The 18,464-nt window shown below is 67.1% G+C and carries 19 protein-coding genes and 1 pseudogene; 12 read left to right on the plus strand and 8 right to left on the minus strand.

Going from position 1 to position 18,464, the window contains the following annotated elements; translation table 11 throughout:
* Positions 1-392 precede the first annotated feature (392 nt).
* The 4 genes from AC1DQR_RS01500 to AC1DQR_RS01515 all read right to left on the minus strand — a co-directional run bounded on the left by AC1DQR_RS01500 (position 393) and on the right by AC1DQR_RS01515 (position 3,603).
* Positions 393-764, minus strand: coding sequence for a mechanosensitive ion channel protein MscS (locus AC1DQR_RS01500; RefSeq protein WP_318234859.1), 372 nt, complete (start codon positions 762-764; stop codon positions 393-395).
* A 124-nt stretch (positions 765-888) separates the two neighbouring features.
* Complete coding sequence (locus AC1DQR_RS01505) at positions 889-1,167, minus strand: hypothetical protein (RefSeq protein WP_416052470.1); 279 nt, start codon at positions 1,165-1,167, stop codon at positions 889-891.
* Positions 1,168-1,292: 125 nt separating this feature from the next.
* The gene (locus AC1DQR_RS01510; protein ID WP_477132378.1) at positions 1,293-2,660 is read right to left on the minus strand and encodes an NTP/NDP exchange transporter; all 1,368 of its coding nucleotides are present in this window, start codon (positions 2,658-2,660) and stop codon (positions 1,293-1,295) included.
* A 7-nt stretch (positions 2,661-2,667) separates the two neighbouring features.
* The gene (locus AC1DQR_RS01515; RefSeq protein WP_477132379.1) at positions 2,668-3,603 is read right to left on the minus strand and encodes an aldo/keto reductase; all 936 of its coding nucleotides are present in this window, start codon (positions 3,601-3,603) and stop codon (positions 2,668-2,670) included.
* Between the two features lie 140 nt (positions 3,604-3,743).
* On the opposite strand from AC1DQR_RS01515, the gene AC1DQR_RS01520 reads away from it, so the two are divergent.
* From AC1DQR_RS01520 to AC1DQR_RS01555, 8 genes and pseudogenes are all read left to right on the plus strand, one after another.
* A complete protein-coding gene (locus tag AC1DQR_RS01520) occupies positions 3,744-4,208 on the plus strand; it encodes a DUF3995 domain-containing protein (protein WP_477132380.1) in 465 nt (154 codons plus the stop codon).
* Positions 4,209-4,373: 165 nt separating this feature from the next.
* Positions 4,374-5,564: a 4-hydroxybenzoate 3-monooxygenase gene (pobA, locus tag AC1DQR_RS01525; RefSeq protein WP_477132381.1), complete on the plus strand. Its 1,191-nt coding sequence runs from the start codon at positions 4,374-4,376 to the stop codon at positions 5,562-5,564.
* A 79-nt stretch (positions 5,565-5,643) separates the two neighbouring features.
* Positions 5,644-6,510, plus strand: coding sequence for a branched-chain amino acid ABC transporter permease (locus tag AC1DQR_RS01530; protein WP_477132382.1), 867 nt, complete (start codon positions 5,644-5,646; stop codon positions 6,508-6,510).
* Complete coding sequence (locus tag AC1DQR_RS01535) at positions 6,507-7,523, plus strand: branched-chain amino acid ABC transporter permease (protein ID WP_477132383.1); 1,017 nt, start codon at positions 6,507-6,509, stop codon at positions 7,521-7,523. Before AC1DQR_RS01530 ends, AC1DQR_RS01535 begins: the two co-directional genes overlap by 4 nt.
* A pseudogene (locus tag AC1DQR_RS01540) lies at positions 7,520-8,032 on the plus strand (ABC transporter ATP-binding protein); the annotation flags it as partial. The gene AC1DQR_RS01535 and the pseudogene AC1DQR_RS01540, both read left to right, overlap by 4 nt.
* Positions 8,033-8,188: 156 nt before the next feature.
* Positions 8,189-8,272, plus strand: coding sequence for an ABC transporter ATP-binding protein C-terminal domain-containing protein (locus AC1DQR_RS01545; RefSeq protein ID WP_416053253.1), 84 nt, complete (start codon positions 8,189-8,191; stop codon positions 8,270-8,272).
* On the plus strand, positions 8,265-8,966 hold the full coding sequence (locus AC1DQR_RS01550) for an ABC transporter ATP-binding protein (RefSeq protein WP_416052477.1): 702 nt from the start codon (positions 8,265-8,267) through the stop codon (positions 8,964-8,966). Before AC1DQR_RS01545 ends, AC1DQR_RS01550 begins: the two co-directional genes overlap by 8 nt.
* A 126-nt stretch (positions 8,967-9,092) precedes the next feature.
* Positions 9,093-9,692, plus strand: coding sequence for a DUF6869 domain-containing protein (locus AC1DQR_RS01555; protein ID WP_477132384.1), 600 nt, complete (start codon positions 9,093-9,095; stop codon positions 9,690-9,692).
* Here AC1DQR_RS01555 and AC1DQR_RS01560 read toward each other — a convergent pair.
* Positions 9,673-10,848, minus strand: coding sequence for an ABC transporter substrate-binding protein (locus AC1DQR_RS01560; protein ID WP_416052479.1), 1,176 nt, complete (start codon positions 10,846-10,848; stop codon positions 9,673-9,675). The two genes, AC1DQR_RS01555 and AC1DQR_RS01560, sit on opposite strands and share 20 nt — an antisense overlap.
* A 198-nt stretch (positions 10,849-11,046) precedes the next feature.
* Here AC1DQR_RS01560 and AC1DQR_RS01565 point away from each other — a divergent pair, with 198 nt between their 5' ends.
* Positions 11,047-11,607 carry an NADPH-dependent FMN reductase gene (locus AC1DQR_RS01565; RefSeq protein WP_220810736.1) on the plus strand — a complete coding sequence of 187 codons (561 nt, stop codon included), beginning with the start codon at positions 11,047-11,049 and terminating at the stop codon, positions 11,605-11,607.
* Positions 11,608-11,658: 51 nt separating this feature from the next.
* Here AC1DQR_RS01565 and AC1DQR_RS01570 read toward each other — a convergent pair whose 3' ends face one another.
* From AC1DQR_RS01570 to AC1DQR_RS01580, 3 genes are all read right to left on the minus strand, one after another.
* A complete protein-coding gene (locus AC1DQR_RS01570) occupies positions 11,659-13,203 on the minus strand; it encodes a methyl-accepting chemotaxis protein (RefSeq protein ID WP_416052480.1) in 1,545 nt (514 codons plus the stop codon).
* A 201-nt stretch (positions 13,204-13,404) separates the two neighbouring features.
* Positions 13,405-13,812, minus strand: coding sequence for an SRPBCC family protein (locus tag AC1DQR_RS01575; protein ID WP_477132385.1), 408 nt, complete (start codon positions 13,810-13,812; stop codon positions 13,405-13,407).
* Positions 13,813-13,978: 166 nt separating this feature from the next.
* Positions 13,979-14,410 (minus strand): HU family DNA-binding protein, encoded by a 432-nt coding sequence (locus AC1DQR_RS01580; RefSeq protein ID WP_043354992.1) that lies wholly within the window; start codon positions 14,408-14,410, stop codon positions 13,979-13,981.
* Positions 14,411-14,651: 241 nt separating this feature from the next.
* Here AC1DQR_RS01580 and AC1DQR_RS01585 point away from each other — a divergent pair, with 241 nt between their 5' ends.
* The 3 genes from AC1DQR_RS01585 to AC1DQR_RS01595 are packed head-to-tail and all read left to right on the plus strand — an operon-like array spanning position 14,652 to position 18,403.
* Positions 14,652-15,335 (plus strand): vWA domain-containing protein, encoded by a 684-nt coding sequence (locus tag AC1DQR_RS01585; protein WP_477132386.1) that lies wholly within the window; start codon positions 14,652-14,654, stop codon positions 15,333-15,335.
* A 3-nt stretch (positions 15,336-15,338) separates the two neighbouring features.
* On the plus strand, positions 15,339-16,100 hold the full coding sequence (locus AC1DQR_RS01590; protein ID WP_416052484.1) for a PP2C family serine/threonine-protein phosphatase: 762 nt from the start codon (positions 15,339-15,341) through the stop codon (positions 16,098-16,100).
* Positions 16,097-18,403, plus strand: a complete 2,307-nt coding sequence (locus AC1DQR_RS01595; RefSeq protein WP_477132387.1) for a TonB family protein — start codon at positions 16,097-16,099, stop codon at positions 18,401-18,403. The genes AC1DQR_RS01590 and AC1DQR_RS01595 overlap by 4 nt, the downstream gene beginning before the upstream one ends.
* Positions 18,404-18,464 lie beyond the last annotated feature (61 nt).

Consider the following 18,464-nt stretch of genomic DNA (forward strand, 5'->3'; position numbering starts at 1 on the left):
TGGTTTTGCCGTGTGCGCGGGTGCGCCACAGCATTTCGTTTAATGAAATATTTTTTGGGTGATCTTATGCATGAGCTAGTTTGAAGGTCAAACAAAGGCTATGAATTTTCATTCAATGAAAATTCGATGCATCGCGAAGGGGCTCTGCGGCCCGGGTCCCGGTGGTGCCGCGCGAGCTGCCGATGAGGCGGGCCGCGCTGGGGCGCTGGCGGCGGGCGCCTCGCGCGTAGATCGCGCCATACCGCCAGGGCAAGCTGCCGGTGGACCGTATGCTGACCGGCACGCTCGGGCTCGAAGGCATCAATGATGGCTTCGGCCGGCTACGCACCGGGCAGGCGATCCGGCAGATGGTGACGATGGGGGATTGCGGCGGTGCTTGGCGGTAACCGCGCTCAGTACCCTTGATACCCCTGGTACCCCTGGTATTGCGGCTGCGGCGCCTGCTGGTAGTAATAGGGCGCCGGCTGCGGCGCGCATGGCACGTACGCGCGATCGTAATCCCGATAGCAGTATCCCGGCGGGGGGCCATATGCCGGCTGGGGCGGCGCGGCTACGACGACCGGCTGGCTGGCCACGGCGGTACCGACGACTGCCAGCCCGACCAAAGCGCCGATGGCCAGCGCTACCGCGCCGGCGGAACCGCCACCGCCATGGTAGCCACCATCGTGGTAGCGGTCGCGTGCCGAAGCAGGTCCTGCGGCCAGCAGCGCGGCGGCGATGAGGCCCGCGCCAATGACGCGGGTGGCACGATGGGTGTTGCGCATGACTGACTCCTTGAGACGGCCAGCGAGGGCGGCTGACCATGACGTCATCTTAGGGGTCAGGTGTCTGCGGAATATATTGGCGCGGTTAGCAGATGTAACGCCAATACCACCGTGATCACGCCGATCAGGGGGCGGGGCGCGGCGGCGGCGGGGGCGATTGCGGGGCCGGAGGCGGCGGCGCAGCGTCGGCGCCCGGGGTGGCCTGCGGCGGCGCCTTCTTGTGATGGTGCTTGTGCTTATGCTTCTTGTGGCGCGCAGGCTGGGCCGGCATGGGCGTTGCCGTGGCCCGTTCGCCCTGTGGCTGCTGCGGCTGGGGCGGCGCAAGCTGGGCGTGGGCAATGCCGCCCAGGGCAAGGGCGGCTGCCAGCGCGGCTGCCTTGAGGCTTGGAATTCCGGGTTTCATCAGTGCTCCTCAAAAAATAATCCGTCACAACAGTCACAATTATCCGCACTGTGACGGTGGATGCGGTGTAGGACAAAGCCTGATTCGCGTATCGTGTTTGTAGCTCCCCGCATCAGCTAGCCCACCTAAGCGCCGCTGCCATCACGCGGCACCGGCGTCATGCCGGCGCGGGCCACCGCCGGCGCGTTCCTGGCCTGGCCCTCATGCCGCCGGCCAAGCCACCATCCCAGCCACGCCCATCCCAGCGCCAGCGCGGCGCCGGTGAACGCCACCACGGCCGGGTGGCCGGAAAGCCCGTCGATGGCGGTCTTGAACCAGGCACTGACGGCATCGCCGGCGCGATAGACGGCGGTGTCGATCACGTTCTTCGCCTTGTACTTGGTCTCGGCATCCACCACGGTAAACAGCATCTCCCGCCCCGGGCGCAGCAAGGCGTATTCCCCCACGCGGCGCAGGATCATCACGGCGGCCAGCACGCCGAAGGTAGGCCACAGCGCCAGCACCAGGAAGCCAGCCGCCACCGCCAGTGGCACCGCCGTGAGCAGGGAAGTCACGCCATAGCGCCTGGCGATGCGCCCCGACAGGAACACCTGCACCAGGATGGTCAGCGCCTGCACGATGGCATCGATGGCGCTGAACACCTGGGTCTGCTGCGTGCGGCTGGGAAAGGTCTGCGCCATCAGCCTGGCCTGCTCGAAGTAGAGGAAAGTGCTGGCCGTGGCCAGCAGGATCACGAACAGACTGATGCCAAGCAGGTAACGGGACCGCGCCACCAGCGTCAGCCCTGCCCAGAGCCCGCCTCCGATGGGCCGGGCCGGGTCTTGCGCCGGCACCGGATCGTCCGTCACCGGCACGCCTGCGCCGGCGCGCTTGCGCCATCCGAACAGGTAGCCCACGCCGGGCAGCGTGGCCGCGAGCAGCGCGGCCGACAGCACCATCAGCCCGGTCAGGCCGATGCGCGTCGCCAGCCAGCCGCCCAGCAGCGGGCCGGCCAGGCCGCCCGCGCTGGCGCCAGCGGCCAGCAGGCCGAACAGCCGGCGCGCCTGGCCGGGGCGGAACACGTCCGCCATCAGGCTCCACGCCACCGACACCACGAACAGGTTGAACACCGACAGCCAGACGTAGAACACGCGCGCCAGCCAGATGCTGTCCGGCGCGCCACGCGTGGCCACGGCAAAACCCAGCAGGTTGGCAATAAAGAACGCATAGACCCAGGGCACGAAACGCCGGCGGGGCAGCCGCGCGCTGCACAAGCCATAGAGCGGGATGGCCACCAGCATGACGACGAAGGTGGCGGTGAACAGCCATTGCAGGTTTTGCACGCCGCCAGCGATGCCCATGGTCTCGCGCACCGGGCGCAGCATGAAGTAGCTGGCGAACAGGCAGAAGAAGAACAGGAAGCCAGCCGCGACGGCACTGCCTTCACCGGGCTGGATACCAAGCCCGTGCCGGGTGGCCTGCTTGGGCGCAGCGGAGTTTGTCGGGTTTGCCATGATGGGCTCAGGCGGCCAGCAGCGCGGCAATGCGCTCGCGCTGGCGGGCATCGGGCATACGCCCAAGGCCCGCGCCAAGGTTGTCCTGCATGTTGCGGGGCTTGGAGGTGGCGGGGATCGCCGCCGTCACCGCGGGGTGGCTGACAATGAATTTCAGGAAGATCTGGCCCCAGGACGCGCAGTCGATCTCGCCGGCCCAGGGTGGCAGCGGCCGGTCCTTCACGGCGCGGAACAGGCGCCCGTCCTGGAACGGGCGATTGATGAGCACGGCCACGCCGCGCTCCTGGCACAGCGGCAGCAGCGCGCGCTCGGCATTGCGCTCGGCCAGGGAATAGTTCAGTTGCACAAAATCCGGGCGTTCGCTACGCACGATCTGCGCCAGCGCCTCATGCGCGTCCTCGCGGTAGTGGGTGATGCCGACATAGCGCGTTTTGCCCTGGTCCTTCAATTGGCGTGCAAAGCGCAGGTTGTCGCGCCAGTCGATCAGGTTGTGGACCTGTAGCAGATCCACGGTATCGCTATGCAGGTCGCGCAGCGACTGTGTCCATTGTGCCTGCGCCGCGCCGCCGGCCGGGCTGGATATCTTGGTGGCCAGGAAGACCTTGCCGCGGGCATTGGCGTCCCGCAGCAGGTCGCCGGTGACGCCTTGCGCGCTGCCATAGCTGGGCGCGGTGTCGATCACCGGGCCGGGTGTTTGCAGCAGCAAGGCCAGGACCTCGGCCAGCGGGGCGCGTTCGGCGCGTTCGGTTCCCACGTTGAAGGTATCGGCCGTGCCCATGCCGATCACCGGCAGGGTTTCGTGGCCGCCGGGCAGTGCCCTGCGCAATGGCCCGGCAGCGGGCGGCGCCGCGAGCGTGTTGGCGGGCCAGGTGCCACAGGGCAGGCTAAGTGCGGCGGCGAGGCGCGCGCCGTGGCCAAGAAAACGGCGTCTATCGGATGACATGACGATCTCCTTGCTGCTGGGCCTGGAACCTGGCGGCCGGGGCTGCGGCATTTAGTCACTGCGCACCGCGCAGCGGCCCGGCTGGCTTAAGCTGTTGCCCCGATCCGTATCATATTCTCACAGATAGGAAACCTGCCGCCATGGTCGCTCTGCTGGTCGCCTGCACCTACCTCTTGCTTGCCGGCGTGCATGTTTACTGGGCGCTGGGCGGGCGCCTGGCAAAGGATGCCGCCGTTCCCCGTGTGCCCCGCAAGGTAGCCGCCGGCGACATTACGCCACCGGCAACGGCGAGCGCGATGGTGCCCGCCTTTACGCCCTCGCGCACGGGCACGCTGCTGGTGGGCATTGGTCTGGCGGCGGTGGCCTTGATGGTGGCGGCGCGTGCCGGGCTGGCCACGGCGCCTTGCACCGGGCCAGTCCTGCAATGGGCCATCGGCCTGGTCGCGCTGGCCATGCTGGCCAGGGCGGTGGGTGATTTCCGGCTGGTTGGCTTCTTCAAGCGCATCAGCGACTCTTCGTTCGCCTGGCTGGATACGCGGGTCTATTCCCCGCTGTGCCTGGCGCTGTCCGCTGGCCTGGCGTATGTAGCAATCCTCCCGCCCTGAGCGGGGCCGCATTCCTGGCAGCCGCATGCGCCGTATCGCAAGAACCCCCGATTGCAAAATGAAGTGGCCCGTCTGACAATGCCCTGCACCAGAGGCCGGGCGCTGGCGCCACGGCCCATCCGGCGGGCCAGGCCGGCAACGAAAAACGGGAGGCGGGAGACCACGATGCGCACCCAGGTCGCGATCATCGGCGCCGGGCCGGCAGGCCTGCTGCTGGGCCATCTGCTGCGCCGTGCCGGCGTCGATGCCGTGGTCATCGAGGACCGCAGCCGCCCGCACGTGGAAGGACGCATCCGGGCGGGCGTGCTGGAGCAGGGGACCGTCGACCTGCTGGTGGCATCCGGCGTGGGCGAGCGCCTGCAGCGCCAGGGCCTGCGCCACCATGGCATCGACCTGTTGTTCGACGGGGTCCGGCATCACATCGACCTGTCCGGGCCAACCGGCGGCCGCGCCATTACCGTGTATGGCCAGCACGAAGTGGTCAAGGACCTGATCGCCGCGCGCCTGGCAGATGGCGCGCCCATCTTGTTCGAGGCCAGCGGCGTGGCCCTGCATGGCGTTGACAGCAGCAAGCCCAGCGTCACGTTCACCCACGGCGGCAAGCGCCACACGCTGCATTGCGATTTCATCGCCGGCTGCGATGGCTTTCATGGGGTCTCGCGCGAGGCAATTCCGCCGGCTGCGCTGCAGGTGTTCGAGCGGCGCTATCCGTTTGCGTGGCTGGGCATCCTGGCCGAGGCCGCGCCCGCCGCGCAGGAACTGATCTACGCCAGCCATGCGCGCGGCTTCGCGCTGTTTTCGATGCGCTCGCCGCAGATCACGCGGCTCTACCTGCAATGCCGCCCCGACGAGGATCTCGCCCAGTGGCCCGACGCACGGATCTGGCAGGAACTGCACGCCCGCCTGGAGACCGGCGACGGCTGGCGGCTCAACGAGGGCCCCGTGCTGCAGAAGGGCGTAACGCCCATGCGCAGCCACGTGGTGGAGCCCATGCAATACGGCCGGCTGTTCCTGGCCGGCGATGCCGCTCATATCGTGCCACCCACCGGCGCCAAGGGCATGAACCTGGCCGTGGCCGACGTGCGCACGCTGGCGCGCGCGTTGGCTGCGCACTATGGCGAGCGCCGCGACGACCTGCTGGCGGCATACTCCGCCACGTGCCTGCGGCGGGTCTGGCGCGCCGAGCATTTTTCCTGGTGGATGACCGCGTTGCTGCATCGCTTTCCCGACCAGGCGCCGTTCATGGCGCGGCTGCAGCAAGCCGAGCTGGAATACGTTGCCGCTTCGCCCGCCGCCGCCGCGGTTCTCGCGGAAAACTATGTCGGGCTGCCATTCACCACCTTCGAGGGCCATTGAGTGCCCGTCCCGATTGCCATACAGGAGATGTCATGACAAAGCTTGGTTGCCCGCCACCGTGGCCGGGGGAGGGCCGGCGATGATCGCCAGTTTCCTCGGCGTGCTGTTCGACGGGCTGGCCTATGGCTGCCTGCTGTTCCTGATCAGCGTAGGGCTGTCGGTGACCATGGGCCTGATGAATTTTGTCAACCTGGCCCACGGCGCGTTCGCCATGCTAGGCGGCTACGTGGCGGTGGTGCTGATGACCCGGGCCGGCGTGCCCTTCCTGGCGACGCTGCCGCTAGCCTTCGCGGGGGCCGCGGCGGTGGGCTGGGTGCTGGAGCGCACCCTGTACCGGCGCCTGTACCGCGCCAGCCATCTCGACCAGGTGCTGTTCTCGATCGGGCTGACCTTCATGGCGATCGCGGGGGCCACCTACGTGTTCGGGCCGGGCCAGCAGCCGGTGGCGCTGCCCGACTTCCTGCTCGGCCAGGTGCGTCTGGCGGGCCTGGACCTTGGGGCCTATCGCCTGTTCCTGATCGGCGTGGTGGTGGTCATCACCGTGGCGCTGGGCTGGCTGGTGGCGCGCACGCGCTTTGGCGCGCAGGTGCGCGCGGCGGTGGACAACCAGCAAGCGGCGCGCGGCCTGGGCATCAATGTGGAGCGGGTGTTCAGCCTGACCTTCGCGCTTGGGTCCGGGCTGGCCGGGCTGGGCGGCGGGCTGGGCATCGACGTGCTGGGGCTCGATCCGTCGTTCCCGCTCAAGTACATGGTGTATTTCCTGCTGGTGGTGGCGGTGGGCGGCGCGGGCACCATCCGCGGCCCGCTGGTGGCGGCGCTGCTGCTGGGCGTGGCCGATGTGGCCGGCAAGTATTACGTGCCGGCGGTAGGCGCCTTTGTCATCTATGCGCTGATGGTGCTGCTGCTGGTGCTGTTCCCGGCCGGTCTCTATGGGAGGCGGGCATGAGCGCCGTTGACGAGGTACCGAATCGTGCGATCGAGCGGTGCACCCATCTGCCCGACGGGCGCTGGCGCGTTGGCGAGATCGTGTTCTGGCTGGTGCCGGTAGCGGTGTTCTTCCTGCTGCCCGGCTACCTGATCCTTGGCAGCCAGGTGCTGATCACCGGGCTCTTCGCGCTGTCGTTGGACTTGCTGCTGGGCTACGCCGGGATTGTCTCGCTAGGGCATGCGGCCTTCTTCGGCCTGGGCGCCTACACCGCCGGGCTGCTGGCCGCGCATGGCTGGGGCGAGCCGGTTTCGGGCCTGCTTGCGGCCGGCGCGGTGGCTGGCCTGGTGGGTTGGCTGGCGAGTTTCCTGGTGGTGCGCGGCGGCGACCTGACCCGGCTCATGGTCACGCTGGGCATCGGGTTGATGCTGTTTGAGGCGGCCAACAAGGCGGCCTTCCTGACCGGCGGCGTGGATGGCTTGTCGGGCGTCACCATGACGCCGTTGCTCGGGTTGTTCGAGTTCGACCTGTTTGGCAAGACCGCCTACCTTTACAGCCTGGTGGTGACGTTCCTGTTGTTCGTGCTGGTGCGCAGGCTGGTGGCTTCCCCCTTCGGGCTGTCGCTGCGCGGCATGCGCGAGGGCGTGCGCCGCATGCCGGCGCTGGGTGTCGACGTGCCGCGCCGCCTGGGCGCGGTGTTCGCCGTGGCGGCGGCGCTGGCCGGCGTGGCCGGTGGGCTGCTGGCGCAGACGACGCAGTTCGTCGGCATGGACGTGCTTGGCTTCCCGCGCTCGGCGGAACTGCTGGTGATGCTGGTGCTGGGTGGCGCGGGCCGCTTGTACGGCGCACTGCTCGGGGCGGCCGTCTTCATGGTCGCGCAGGATGTGCTGGCGGGCATCAACCCGGTGTACTGGCAGTTCTGGATTGGCCTGCTGCTGGTGGTGATCGTGCTGTTTGCGCGTGGCGGGCTGATGGGCGCGCTGGATGCCTTGCGCCGTGCCATGCGCCGCAAGCCGGGAGGAGGGCGGCCATGACCAGGTTGCTGCGTACCGAGGGATTGTCCAGGTCCTGGGGCGGGTTTGCCGCCAACAGCGATATCTCCCTGCAGTTTCCGCCGGGCGCCCGCCATGCGCTGATCGGGCCTAACGGCGCTGGCAAGACTACCTTCATCAACCTGCTCACCGGCGCCTTGCCGGCCAGCAGCGGGAGAATCTGGCTGGGCGACGAAGATATCACGCAATTGCCCCAGCACGCACGGGTGCGGCGCGGCATGACCCGGACCTTCCAGATCAACACCTTGTTCCCCGGCCTGACGGTGCTCGAATCCGTGGTGCTGGCGGTGGCCGAGCGCAGCGGTGCCACCCGGATCTGGCATCGCACCGTGGCTTCGCAGCGGGCACTGGCCGACGAGGCCATGGCGGTGCTGGCCGGCCTGCGCCTGCACGCCGAGGCCGATACCGAGACGCGCAGCCTGCCATACGGCAAGCAGCGTCTGGTGGAAATCGCGCTGGCGCTGGCCACCCGGCCCTCCATCCTGCTGCTGGACGAACCCGCGGCGGGCATCCCGGCCGGGGAGAGCGCAGAGCTGTTCGGCGTGATCGCCAGCTTGCCGCGCGACATCACCATCCTGTTTATCGAGCACGACATGGACCTGGTATTTCGCTTTGCCGAGCGCATTACGGTGCTGGTGGGTGGCCGCGTGCTGACCGAGGGCACGCCGGCCGAGATCGGCGCCGATCCCCGCGTCAGGGAGGTATACCTCGGGGAGGCCGCCCATGACTGAACTGCTGCGGGTGCAGGGGCTGAGTGCGGGCTATGGCGACGCCGTCGTGCTCGACGGCATCGACCTGGCGCTGGATGCCGGCGAGAGCCTGGCCTTGCTGGGCCGCAACGGGGTGGGCAAGAGCACGCTGCTGATGACGTTGATGGGCCTGACCCGGCAGCGGCGCGGCAGCCTGTCCTGGCGCGGGCGCGACCTGGCGCGGCTGGTGGCGCATCAGCGCGCCGCCGCCGGCCTGGGATGGGTGCCGCAGGAGCGCTGCATGTTCCCGTCCCTGACCGTGGAGGAACACCTGACGGCGGTGGCACGTCCGGGCCACTGGAATGTCGCTCGGGTCTACGAAGTCTTTCCCCGGCTGCAGGAACGGCGCGCAAACCTGGGCAACCAGTTGTCGGGGGGAGAGCAGCAGATGCTGGCAATTGGCCGGGCGCTCATGGTAAACCCGGCCCTGCTATTACTCGACGAGCCGATGGAGGGATTGGCGCCTATCATTGTTCAGGAATTGCAGCATGTGATCCGCCGCTTGATCGAGGAAGGCGGCATGGCTGTGATCGTGGTGGAGCAGCACGCTCGCCTGGCGCTTGGCATGACGCGGCGCGCGATGGTGCTCGATCGCGGCAAAGTAGTGTTTGAGTCGACCAGCGCGGAGCTGCTGGCGGACAAGGGCAATCTGGACAGGTTGCTGACGGTTGCCTGAGCCCAACCCCGGTGGGGTCATCCGGCGGCAGGCGATAGACGGCGAACGTTGGCGAACGTCGGCGGCAACACCGCCTTCGGCCCTCGGCAGTGCCCATTTTTCGCAGGCGGGTAGTCACGGGGAACTATGGAAACCCATGAGCAGAATCGGCTCGTCAACGCCTATATCCAGCGTTACAGCCGCTACGACCCGGCCATTGGCCGGCACGAGGTGCGCTCGTTCTGGGTCTGGCAGGCTTGCGACTGGCTCGGCGTCAACGACCCCGAAGGGTTATGGCGGCTGGTACTGGAAGTCCTGGCCCGCACAGACAGTCCCCGCGTCCTTGGCGCGCTCGCTGCCGGCGAGCTTGAAGACCTGATTGAATACCACGGCCCGGCCTTCATCGGCCGCATCGAGCAGGAGGCCGCGTGCGCACCACGCTTCCGCCGCCTGCTGTGCGGCGTCTGGCGCAGTTCCACGCCCGAGGTCTGGGCGCGGGTGCTGGCCGCCAGCGACAGCAATTTCAACGAAGTGCCGCAGCGCGCGATGTGGATATGCTACGAGCAGCGTGGCTGGGAGTTGCAGGGCGCGGCGGCGCAGCCCGGTGGCGAGCCAGGCGTCTCTCGCGAGGCCCACAGACAGCCCGCCCGTGTCGTGCCATCGCCGTCGCCGTTCCGGCAGCGTGAAGGCGCGATGCACGCAGACTCGCCGCATCACGCCGCCTGGCCTACTTCCCCGGATCCTTGATGTTGTCGAATTTGTCGAACTCCACGTTGTAGAGCTCGCCGCCAACCTTTTCCACACGCCGGATATAGACGGTCTGGACTACGTCGCGGGTGTCCGGGTCGATCATGATCGGGCCGCGCGGGCTGGCGATCTTCATGCCCTTGAGCGCCGCGACGAACTTGTCGCCGTCGGTCGCGCCGCCGGTCTTCTTCAGCGCATCGTAGATCGCGCGCATGCCGTCATAGGCGGCCACGGCCATGAAGTTAGGCCGGCCGGCGCCAGGGTTGGCTTCGGCAAAGGCTTTCAGGAAGGCCTTGTTCTCGGGCGAATCGTGCGCCATCGAGTAATGGAACGACGTGATCACGCCCAGCGTGGCGTCGCCCATGGCCGGCAGCACATGGTCGTCGGTCAGGTCGCCGGTGGCGATCACGCGGATGCCGGCCTCGGCCAGGCCGCGCTCGCGAAAGCCCTTCATGAACGCCACGCCTTGCTCGCCGGCGGGCAGGAACAGGAACACCGCCTCCGGCTTGGCGTCCTTGATGCGCTGGATGAACGGCGCGAACTCCGGGTTGCGCAGCGGCACCCGGATCGATTCGACCACCTGTCCGCCGCCGCCGATGAAATTGGTCTTGAACGCGGTCTCCGCGTCGATCCCCGGCGCGTAGTCCGCTACCAGCGTCACTACCTTGCGCACCTTGTTCTTGATGGCCCAGGTGGCCATCGGCGCCGAGATTTGCGGCAAGGTCATCGACACCCGCGCGATATACGCGGATTTGGTGGTGATCGAGGACGACGCCGCGTTGAAGATCACCATCGGCTTCCTGGCCTGCTCGGCAATCGGCGCCACTGCCAGGGCCTCGGGCGTGAGGCCGAAGCCGGCCAGCACGTCGACCTTGTCGCGCACCACCAGCTCCTGTGCCAGCCGCTTTGCCACATCCGGGGCAGGGCCCGTGGTGTCCCTGCTGATGATCTGCACCTTGCGTCCCGCCACGGTATCGCCATTGAGCTTCTGGAACGCCTTGATGCCGCCTTCCATCTGCTTGCCATAGTCGGCAAAGCTGCCCGAGAAGGGCGCGATCAGCCCGATCCTGACGGGATCGGCGGCGTGGGCGAGCGAAGGCGCCACGGCAAGCACGCTGCAAGCCGCGAGGGCACGCAGCAAGGGGGCAAAGGTCATCGATGATCTCCTGGTCGAGTGCGCTCTGGTCCCGCAAAGGGGCTGGGCGGGTGCTGGCGCGGGGGCACTGGCAGAGGAGTTTAGGGGGCGGGGCGGTTTGGTGCAATCGGGGCTTGCGCAAAGGGCTGCGGGCAGCCACGCGCATTCGGCATAGAATGCGCGCTGGCTCAGACACCACCCATGCGGTGCAAATCGGGAATGATGAAAGTACTTGCGCTATCCGGCAGCCTGCGGGCTGTGTCCATCAATTCCGCGCTGCTGCGCGCGGCCGCGCGGCTGGCGCCAGCGAATGTGTCGGTTGCAGTGTTCAGCGGCCTTGGGGCGTTGCCGCTGTTCAACCCGGACGACGAGGCTTGTCCGCATGCCAGCGTCACACGCTTGTTTGCCGAGGTGGCGCAAGCGGACGCGCTGCTGATCGCTAGCCCAGAGTACGCGCACGGCGTGACCGGCACGATCAAGAATGCACTGGACTGGCTGGTGGGCTACGAGCCGTTCGCCTACAAGCCGGTCGCCGTGCTTAATGCATCGCCGCGCGCGCACCATGCCGATGCGGCACTGCGCGAGACCTTGAAGACGATGGCCGCCGTCATTATCGAGCCGGCGTCGATTACCGTGCCATTGCTGGGCGCCAGGCTGGATGAGGATGGCATGGTCTCGACGCCGGGCATTGCCGCTGCCATCCAAGAAGCGCTGGTGGCGCTGTACGATGCCGTCGTCCTTCACAAGACGACGGCAGTTGCCACATTTCCGCTTGCGTGACCGGCAAGCGGCTGGCGGCGCGCCATAGGAGGATCAGGAGGGGCAGGCGGTTCAGGCAGCCACGAGGCGGAACGTGGATACCGCTTCCTTCAGGCGCTGGGCCTGCTCCTCCAGCGATCCCGCGGCGGCCGCGGCTTGCTCCACCAGTGCGGCGTTCTGCTGCGTCACCGTGTCCATCTGGGTGACGGCCTGGTTGACCTGCTCGATGCCGGCGCTCTGCTCGGCCGAGGCGGCGCTGATCTCGCCCATGATGTCGGTCACGCGTTTTACCGCGCCCACGATCTCATCCATGGTCTGGCCGGCCTTGGTGACCAATTGAGAGCCCTTTTCCACGCGCTCGACCGAGTCGCCGATCAGCGACTTGATCTCCTTGGCGGCGGTCGCGCTGCGCTGCGCCAGGCTGCGCACCTCGCCGGCCACCACCGCAAAGCCCCGGCCTTGCTCGCCCGCACGGGCGGCTTCCACCGCGGCGTTGAGGGCGAGGATATTGGTCTGGAAGGCGATGCCCTCGATCACGGCAATGATGTCGACCACCTTGCGCGAAGCACCGTTGATCTCCTGCATGGTGTCGACCACCTGGCCAACCACCGCGCCGCCCTTGATCGCGATCTCGGAGGCGTTGACGGCGAGCGAGCTGGCCTGCTTGGCGTTGTCCGCGTTCTGGCGGACGATGCTGGTCAGCTCCTCCATGCTGGAGGCCGTTTCCTGCAGTGACGACGCTTGTTCTTCCGTGCGCTGGGACAGGTCCGTGTTGCCTGCGGCGATCTGGCTCGTGCCGGACGCAATGGATTCGGTGCCGGTGCGCACCTGGGTCACGATGCGCAGGATGTTGCCATTCATGTCGCCCAGGGCACGCAGCAACTGGCCGGTCTCGTCCTTGCTGTCCGAGCGGATGTGGCTGGTCAGGTCGCCAGACGCCACCTTGCGCGCGAAACCCACGGCGCGATGCAGCGGCGCGGTGATGCCGGCGGTCAGCCATACCGAGAACGCGATGCCAATGGCCAGCACCAGCACGCCAAGCGCAATCAGGCGATTGCGCGCGGAGAGGTAGATCTCGTTGATATCCAATGCGGTCTGGTCAATGCTGGCGCGCTGGATATCCAGCAGCTTCTGGATCTCGGCAAGATAGGCGTTGCCGGCGGGCACGAACTCGCTCTCGAGCACCTGGTTGGCTTCGTCGGTCTGGCCGGCTTCCTTGAGCTTGGTGATCTTGTCGCGCGAGTCGTTGTACGGCTTGCGCACGGTCTGGATCGTCTTGAATGCCGCCTTCTCCGCGTCGGAGGACAGCATCGGCTCGATCTTGTCGCGCAACGCCGCGATGGCGTCGACCGACCCCTTCGTCTCGGCGGCGAAGAACGCGCCCAGGCTCGGATCGGCGCTACGCGCCACCGCGGTGGTGCGGCGCACGCTCGTATGCATCAGGCGATACCAGTCGCTGACGACGCGCTCCTTGGCCAGCGGCTGCTGCATCATGTCGTGCGTGTGGCTGGCCACGTCCTGCAGCCCCAGGATGCTGAACACGGTCATGAGCGTTGACAGCAGCAGCACCACGCCAAAGCCAATGCCAAGGCGTACCCCAATTCCAAGATTCTTCATTTTCTTCTACCTGAATGGAAATAATAAGGCGGCGAAATGCTGGCCCATAGGACCCGGATTCGCTCTATTGTCAGCCGCGCCGTTTGTCGCGAACGCATCTGCGGACTATGGTGAATATCGGCGATCGAGGTGGGAACTTGAGTGGCGGGGCTTGTTGCCCGGCCGGCAGGCCGCGAGAGCGGCCCGGCGAGGATGGGGTGCTCAGGCGGATTCGCGCTGGCTCTGCTGTGCCAGCCGCTTCCAGTTTCGCGCGGCGTAAGCATGCGCCTGGCGCAGCGCCGCCCAGAGACCGACGAGCCTGATGTCCTTGAGGAGTCCCGCGGCTTCGAACTCGGTCGTGCGCCGAACCCGTGTCCTGCCATCGCCCAGCGGCTCAAGGCTGAAGGTGTCGATCAGCTTGCCGACCCAGGCTCGGCACCAGACTGTGCTTTCCTGCATCTGGTACTGCAGCAGCCGGTCCGGCTCCAGTTGCAGGATGCGCTGGTTGATGGTGCCCCGGTCCGTGGTGCATTGCCGCGTATTCCCGACCGCCGCGACGCCCTCCAGGACGCGGCAGCTCATTGGCTTTGGAATCCCCAGCCAGAACAGCAGCGGGCGCGACGCATCCATGCGGGCATGAAGGAAGTGCGGCCAGACATGCCGTGGCTCGCACTCAAAAATCCACTCGGACCTGATCTTCATCGCGTGTGCTCGATATCGGGTATTGACCTGCAATGCAAAAGGGAGCCACGCAGGCTCCCTTTTGTTCCAGCGGCGTTCTGTTTGCCCGCTCAGCTTACAGCGCGGCGTCCTTCAGCTTCTTCATCGGGCGAACCTTGACCTTGACGGTCGCCGGCTTGGCAGCGAACCACTGGTCTTCGCCGGTGAACGGGTTCTTGCCGAAGCGCTTCTTGGTGGCGGCAACCTGGGTCGCCACGACCTTGAACAGGCCCGGCAGCGTGAATTCGCCGGCGCCCTTCTTGTGCACCGCGCTGAGGATGGTGTTTTCCAGATGGACCAGCACGGTCTTGACCGTCTTGGCATCCAGTTCAGTCTGGGCCACCAGGTGGGCCACCAGGCTGGACTTGTTGAACGTGTCCTTCAGGGGTTTCACCGCCGGCGCGGCCGCTGCGACCTTCTTTGCCGGAGCCGCCTTCTTTGCCGGCGCCGCTTTCTTGGCGGCAGGCTTGGCGGTGGTCTTTACGACAGCATTTGCTTTGGTAGCCATGGATTATGGAGTCTTGTGTTCGTTGAATGACGCTTGCCGCCGACGGCAGCAAGCGTATGGGGAGCATAGCATTCCCGCTGGCGCCTGCCAAACGTCTGCAATCACAATCGACAATGGACAATAGACAGTGCTTTGGGTCCCGGCTGCGGAAGTTATTGATGGATTCGGGATGCAATTTTTATCGATGTGCCGGATGTGACTGATAAAATGCGAAATTCGCCAAAATCGCAGCAAGAGTGCCATGTCTAGATCGATCATCCCGGATGTCGCCTTAATCGATAACTCCGAGCAGCGCACGCCCCTTGTGCTGGTGCTGGATTGCTCGGGCAGCATGGACGGCGAGCCCATCCGGCAGCTCAATGAAGGGCTGGCCCTGCTGGAGCAGGAGCTCAAGGCGGACGTGATCGCGAGCAAGCGGGTCCGGCTCCTGGTGGTGCAGTACGGCGGCTACGACCAGGCCGAGGTGGCCGGCGACTGGTGCGATGCGATGGATTTCAACGCGCCGCAACTACGGGCCGACGGCACCACGCCGACCGGCCAGGCCGTGGCGTTGGCGCTGGCGGAGATCGAGCAGGAAAAGCTGCGCTTTCGCCAGGCGGGCGTGGCCTATACGCGCCCGTGGCTGTTCCTGATGTCGGATGGCGCGCCCACCGACCAGTGGGAGCAGGGCGCGGCGCAGTCCCGCCAGGCCGAGAAGGCCAACAAGGTGGCCGTGTTCCCGATTGCGGTGGGCGAGGGCGCGAGCATCGATGTGCTCCAGCAGTTCAGCAACCGCGGCGCGGGCGGCGTGAAGCAGCTCAAGGGCCTGCAGTTCCGTGAACTGTTCCTGTGGCTCAGTGCCAGCATGCAGGTCGTGTCGCAGTCCACGCCGGGCGGGCAGGCGCAACTGCCGTCCACCGACAGCTGGTCTGTGGTCACGGTCTGAGCGATGGCCTGGAAGATCTTTGCCGCTTCGGCAACGGGCAAATCGCACGCCGACCGCGGCGTGCCGTGCCAGGATGCCTTCGCGCATGCCGTGGTGGGCGAGGTGCTGATCGCACTGGTTTGCGACGGTGCAGGTTCGGCGCGCTATAGCCAGGCAGGTGCCGAGTTCATTGCCAGATCGGTGGTGCATGCGCTGGCCACGCGGGTGCAGCAGGGCGAGGAGTTGCCTGAGCTGTCCGGCGAGCTGTTCGAGCAGGCCGTGGCAAGCGTGATCGGGCTGGCGCGCAACGCGTTGCAGGAGGTAGCACGTGCGGCGGGTGCCGGGCTGGCCGACTACGCTAGCACGCTGGTTGGCGTGGTGGCCACGCCGGAGCGCGGCAGCTTCTTTCATATCGGCGATGGCGTGGGCGTGGCCCAGCCGCGCGACGGCGCGGCCAAGCCGGATATCTCGCTGCCAGCCAATGGCGAGTACGCCAACGAGACCTACTTCATCACCGGGCCGCACTGGCGCGAGCAGCTCAGGGTGCTGCCGATCCGCCAGCCGCTGCAAGGCGTGGCGCTGATGTCGGATGGTGCCATGCCGTTTACCATGAGCAAGAGCAACGCCGGGCTCTACGCGCCCTTCATGGAGCCGGTCGAGCGGTATCTGCGCGGGGTAGCCGACATCGATGAGGGCAACCGCGCGCTGGCGGCCACGCTGGACGATCCGCGCACGCACCACATCACCGGCGATGACAAGACCTTGCTGATCGCGTTGCGCGCATGAGTGTTCGCAGTGGAGGCAGAGTCTGGCTGGATCGCCAGCGCGGCCTGACGCTGGCGCGCCTGATCAAGAGCGGCGGCGCCGGCAGCGTGTTCCTGCTGGCGGAGGCGCCGGCCCAGGTGGCCAAGCTCTATCACGACCACATGGACCTGGCCAGCTACCAGCGCAAGATCGACGCGATGCTACGGCTGTCGCCCGAGCTGCCGGACCAGGTGGAGAACGGCAAGCGCTATGTGCAGATCGCGTGGCCGCAGTCGCCGCTGCTGGATGCCCGTGGCCGCTTTATCGGCTTTGCCATGCCGGTGCTGGATATCCAGCAAACGGCCGAGCTGGAGGAGGTCCTGCAGGAGCGCCAGGCGCGTGCCGCTGGCCTGCCCACCGGGCTGGGCGCCAAGATCACGCTGGCCGCCAATCTGAGCGGCGTCATTGCAGCCCTGCACCAGCAGCATCACTATGTGGTGGACCTGAAACCGGTCAACCTGCGCTTCTACCGCGATTCGCTCTATATCGCGATGCTCGATTGCGATGGCTTCAGCATCCAGGGCGAGTCGGAACGCTTTGCCGCGCAGCAGTTCACCGCCGATTACCTGGCACCGGAGCTGCAAGGCGGCGGGCTGACCGCCGCGGGCGAGGCAGCGCAGGACCGCTTCGCGCTGGCGGTGGTGATTTTCCAGTTGCTGAATTTTGGCATTCATCCCTTTAGTGGAAGGCCTGCCAATGCGCAGCTTCCCACCGACCTGCCCGGGCGCATCCGTGGCCGCTACTACGCCTACGGGTTGCGAGCGCACAAGTCAATCACGCCCAACCCAGTGAGCGGCCACGCGCAGATGCCGCAGGAGTTGCGCGAGATGTTTGACAGCGCCTTCGCCGGCTCGCCGGACAGCCGGCCAGCGCCTGCCGAGTGGGCGCGTGTGCTGCGCGAATACGCGCTGCGCAGCAGCCAGCGCCTGGCGGTCTGCACCGCCGATCCCTCACACCAGCACTTTGCAGGGCTGGCTTGCGCGGCCTGCGCACGCAGTGCGATGATCGCTGGCGCCGCCACGCAGGCCGGCGGCAAGCGCAAGTCCGGGCGGGGCAAGCGCGCGCGCCAGGCAGCCGCGCGGCCACCCTTGCAGCAGCCATTCCAGCGACCGCTGGCTCAGGCCGCCGCCGTCAGTGCATCGATCTCCACCACCATGCCGGCGAGCGGCGGCAAGAGCGGGACCTTCGCGATTGCCGTTGCCGTCGCGCTCACGCTGGTCGTGCTGGTGACGGCATTCATGTCGTCCGGCGGTGGCGACAGCGATAGCGCGGCTGCGACGCCGGCCATGGCAAACGGCACGGCCGGCGGGCAAGCGCAACCGCTCGAATGGAAGCGTGGTGCGGCTCCCGCGCCGTCCCCGACGCTGGCAAGCACCCGCCCCGAGATCCGGGCAACCATCGCTGCCGTCGCCGCAGGGCAGTTCGACACTTACCGCTACAACCTGTTGCGGCTAAAGCGGATGGCGCGCCCCAGCGTCTACAGCAGCATGCGGGAGTTCAACCGCATCCAGCGCGCCTACGGCGATACGCTGCGCCAGGCTCGCACGGCGGCGGCCAAGCCGGAGGGCGGGGCGCGCGCCGCCGAGGCGGAACTCGAAGCCCACTATGACCAGCACCGTGAATTGCTGGCGCGTGACGCCGGCGCCTATTACTCCGCCAACGAACTGGGCGAATATCACCTGCGGCTCAAGGAGCCGGTGACCGCGCGCCTGCTGTTCGAGCAGGCGATCTGGGCAAGCGCGGACGATCCCAACGCCTGGTACGGCCTGGGCGCGGTCGCGCTGCGCGAGCAGCGCGACAAGGACGCGGTTGCCAGTTTCGCCATTGCCCAGCAGCTGCAGGCGCAGATCACCGACAAGTCCGGCGAGCTGAGCGCCATCCTTGCCACCCTTCGTCTTCGTATGGTTTCGGACCCAAAGCGCTGGGAGACGTTCAGCCAGGCCGGCAAGGCGCTGGGCACCCGGCTGGCTGAACTGCCGCTCCTTGCCGATCAGCCAGCCAGTGTGGATCCGGCCTCGCAGCAGCGTCATCCAGCCATCTACCCGGCCACGCTGGATCCGGGAGCGGGCGGCAAGGTCGATCTGCAGGTCATGGTGGATGCCAGCGGCGATCCAAGCCAGATCGCGGTGGTCCGGCTGGCCGGACCCGGTGAATTAGGACGGGCCGCCATCGAGGCCGCCCGGAAATGGCGCTACCAGCCGGCCGTGAGGAAGGGCGAGCTGATCGGCGAAACCGTCATGATTCCCGTGACCTTCGCCCCGGAACGACGCGTCGAGCAGCCATGATGCCGACCCTATTCCCAATCCGATGAACGCAGCGCCGCCATCCCGATCCTTGCTGGAAGCC

The organism is Cupriavidus sp. 05L411 (assembly GCF_056398045.1).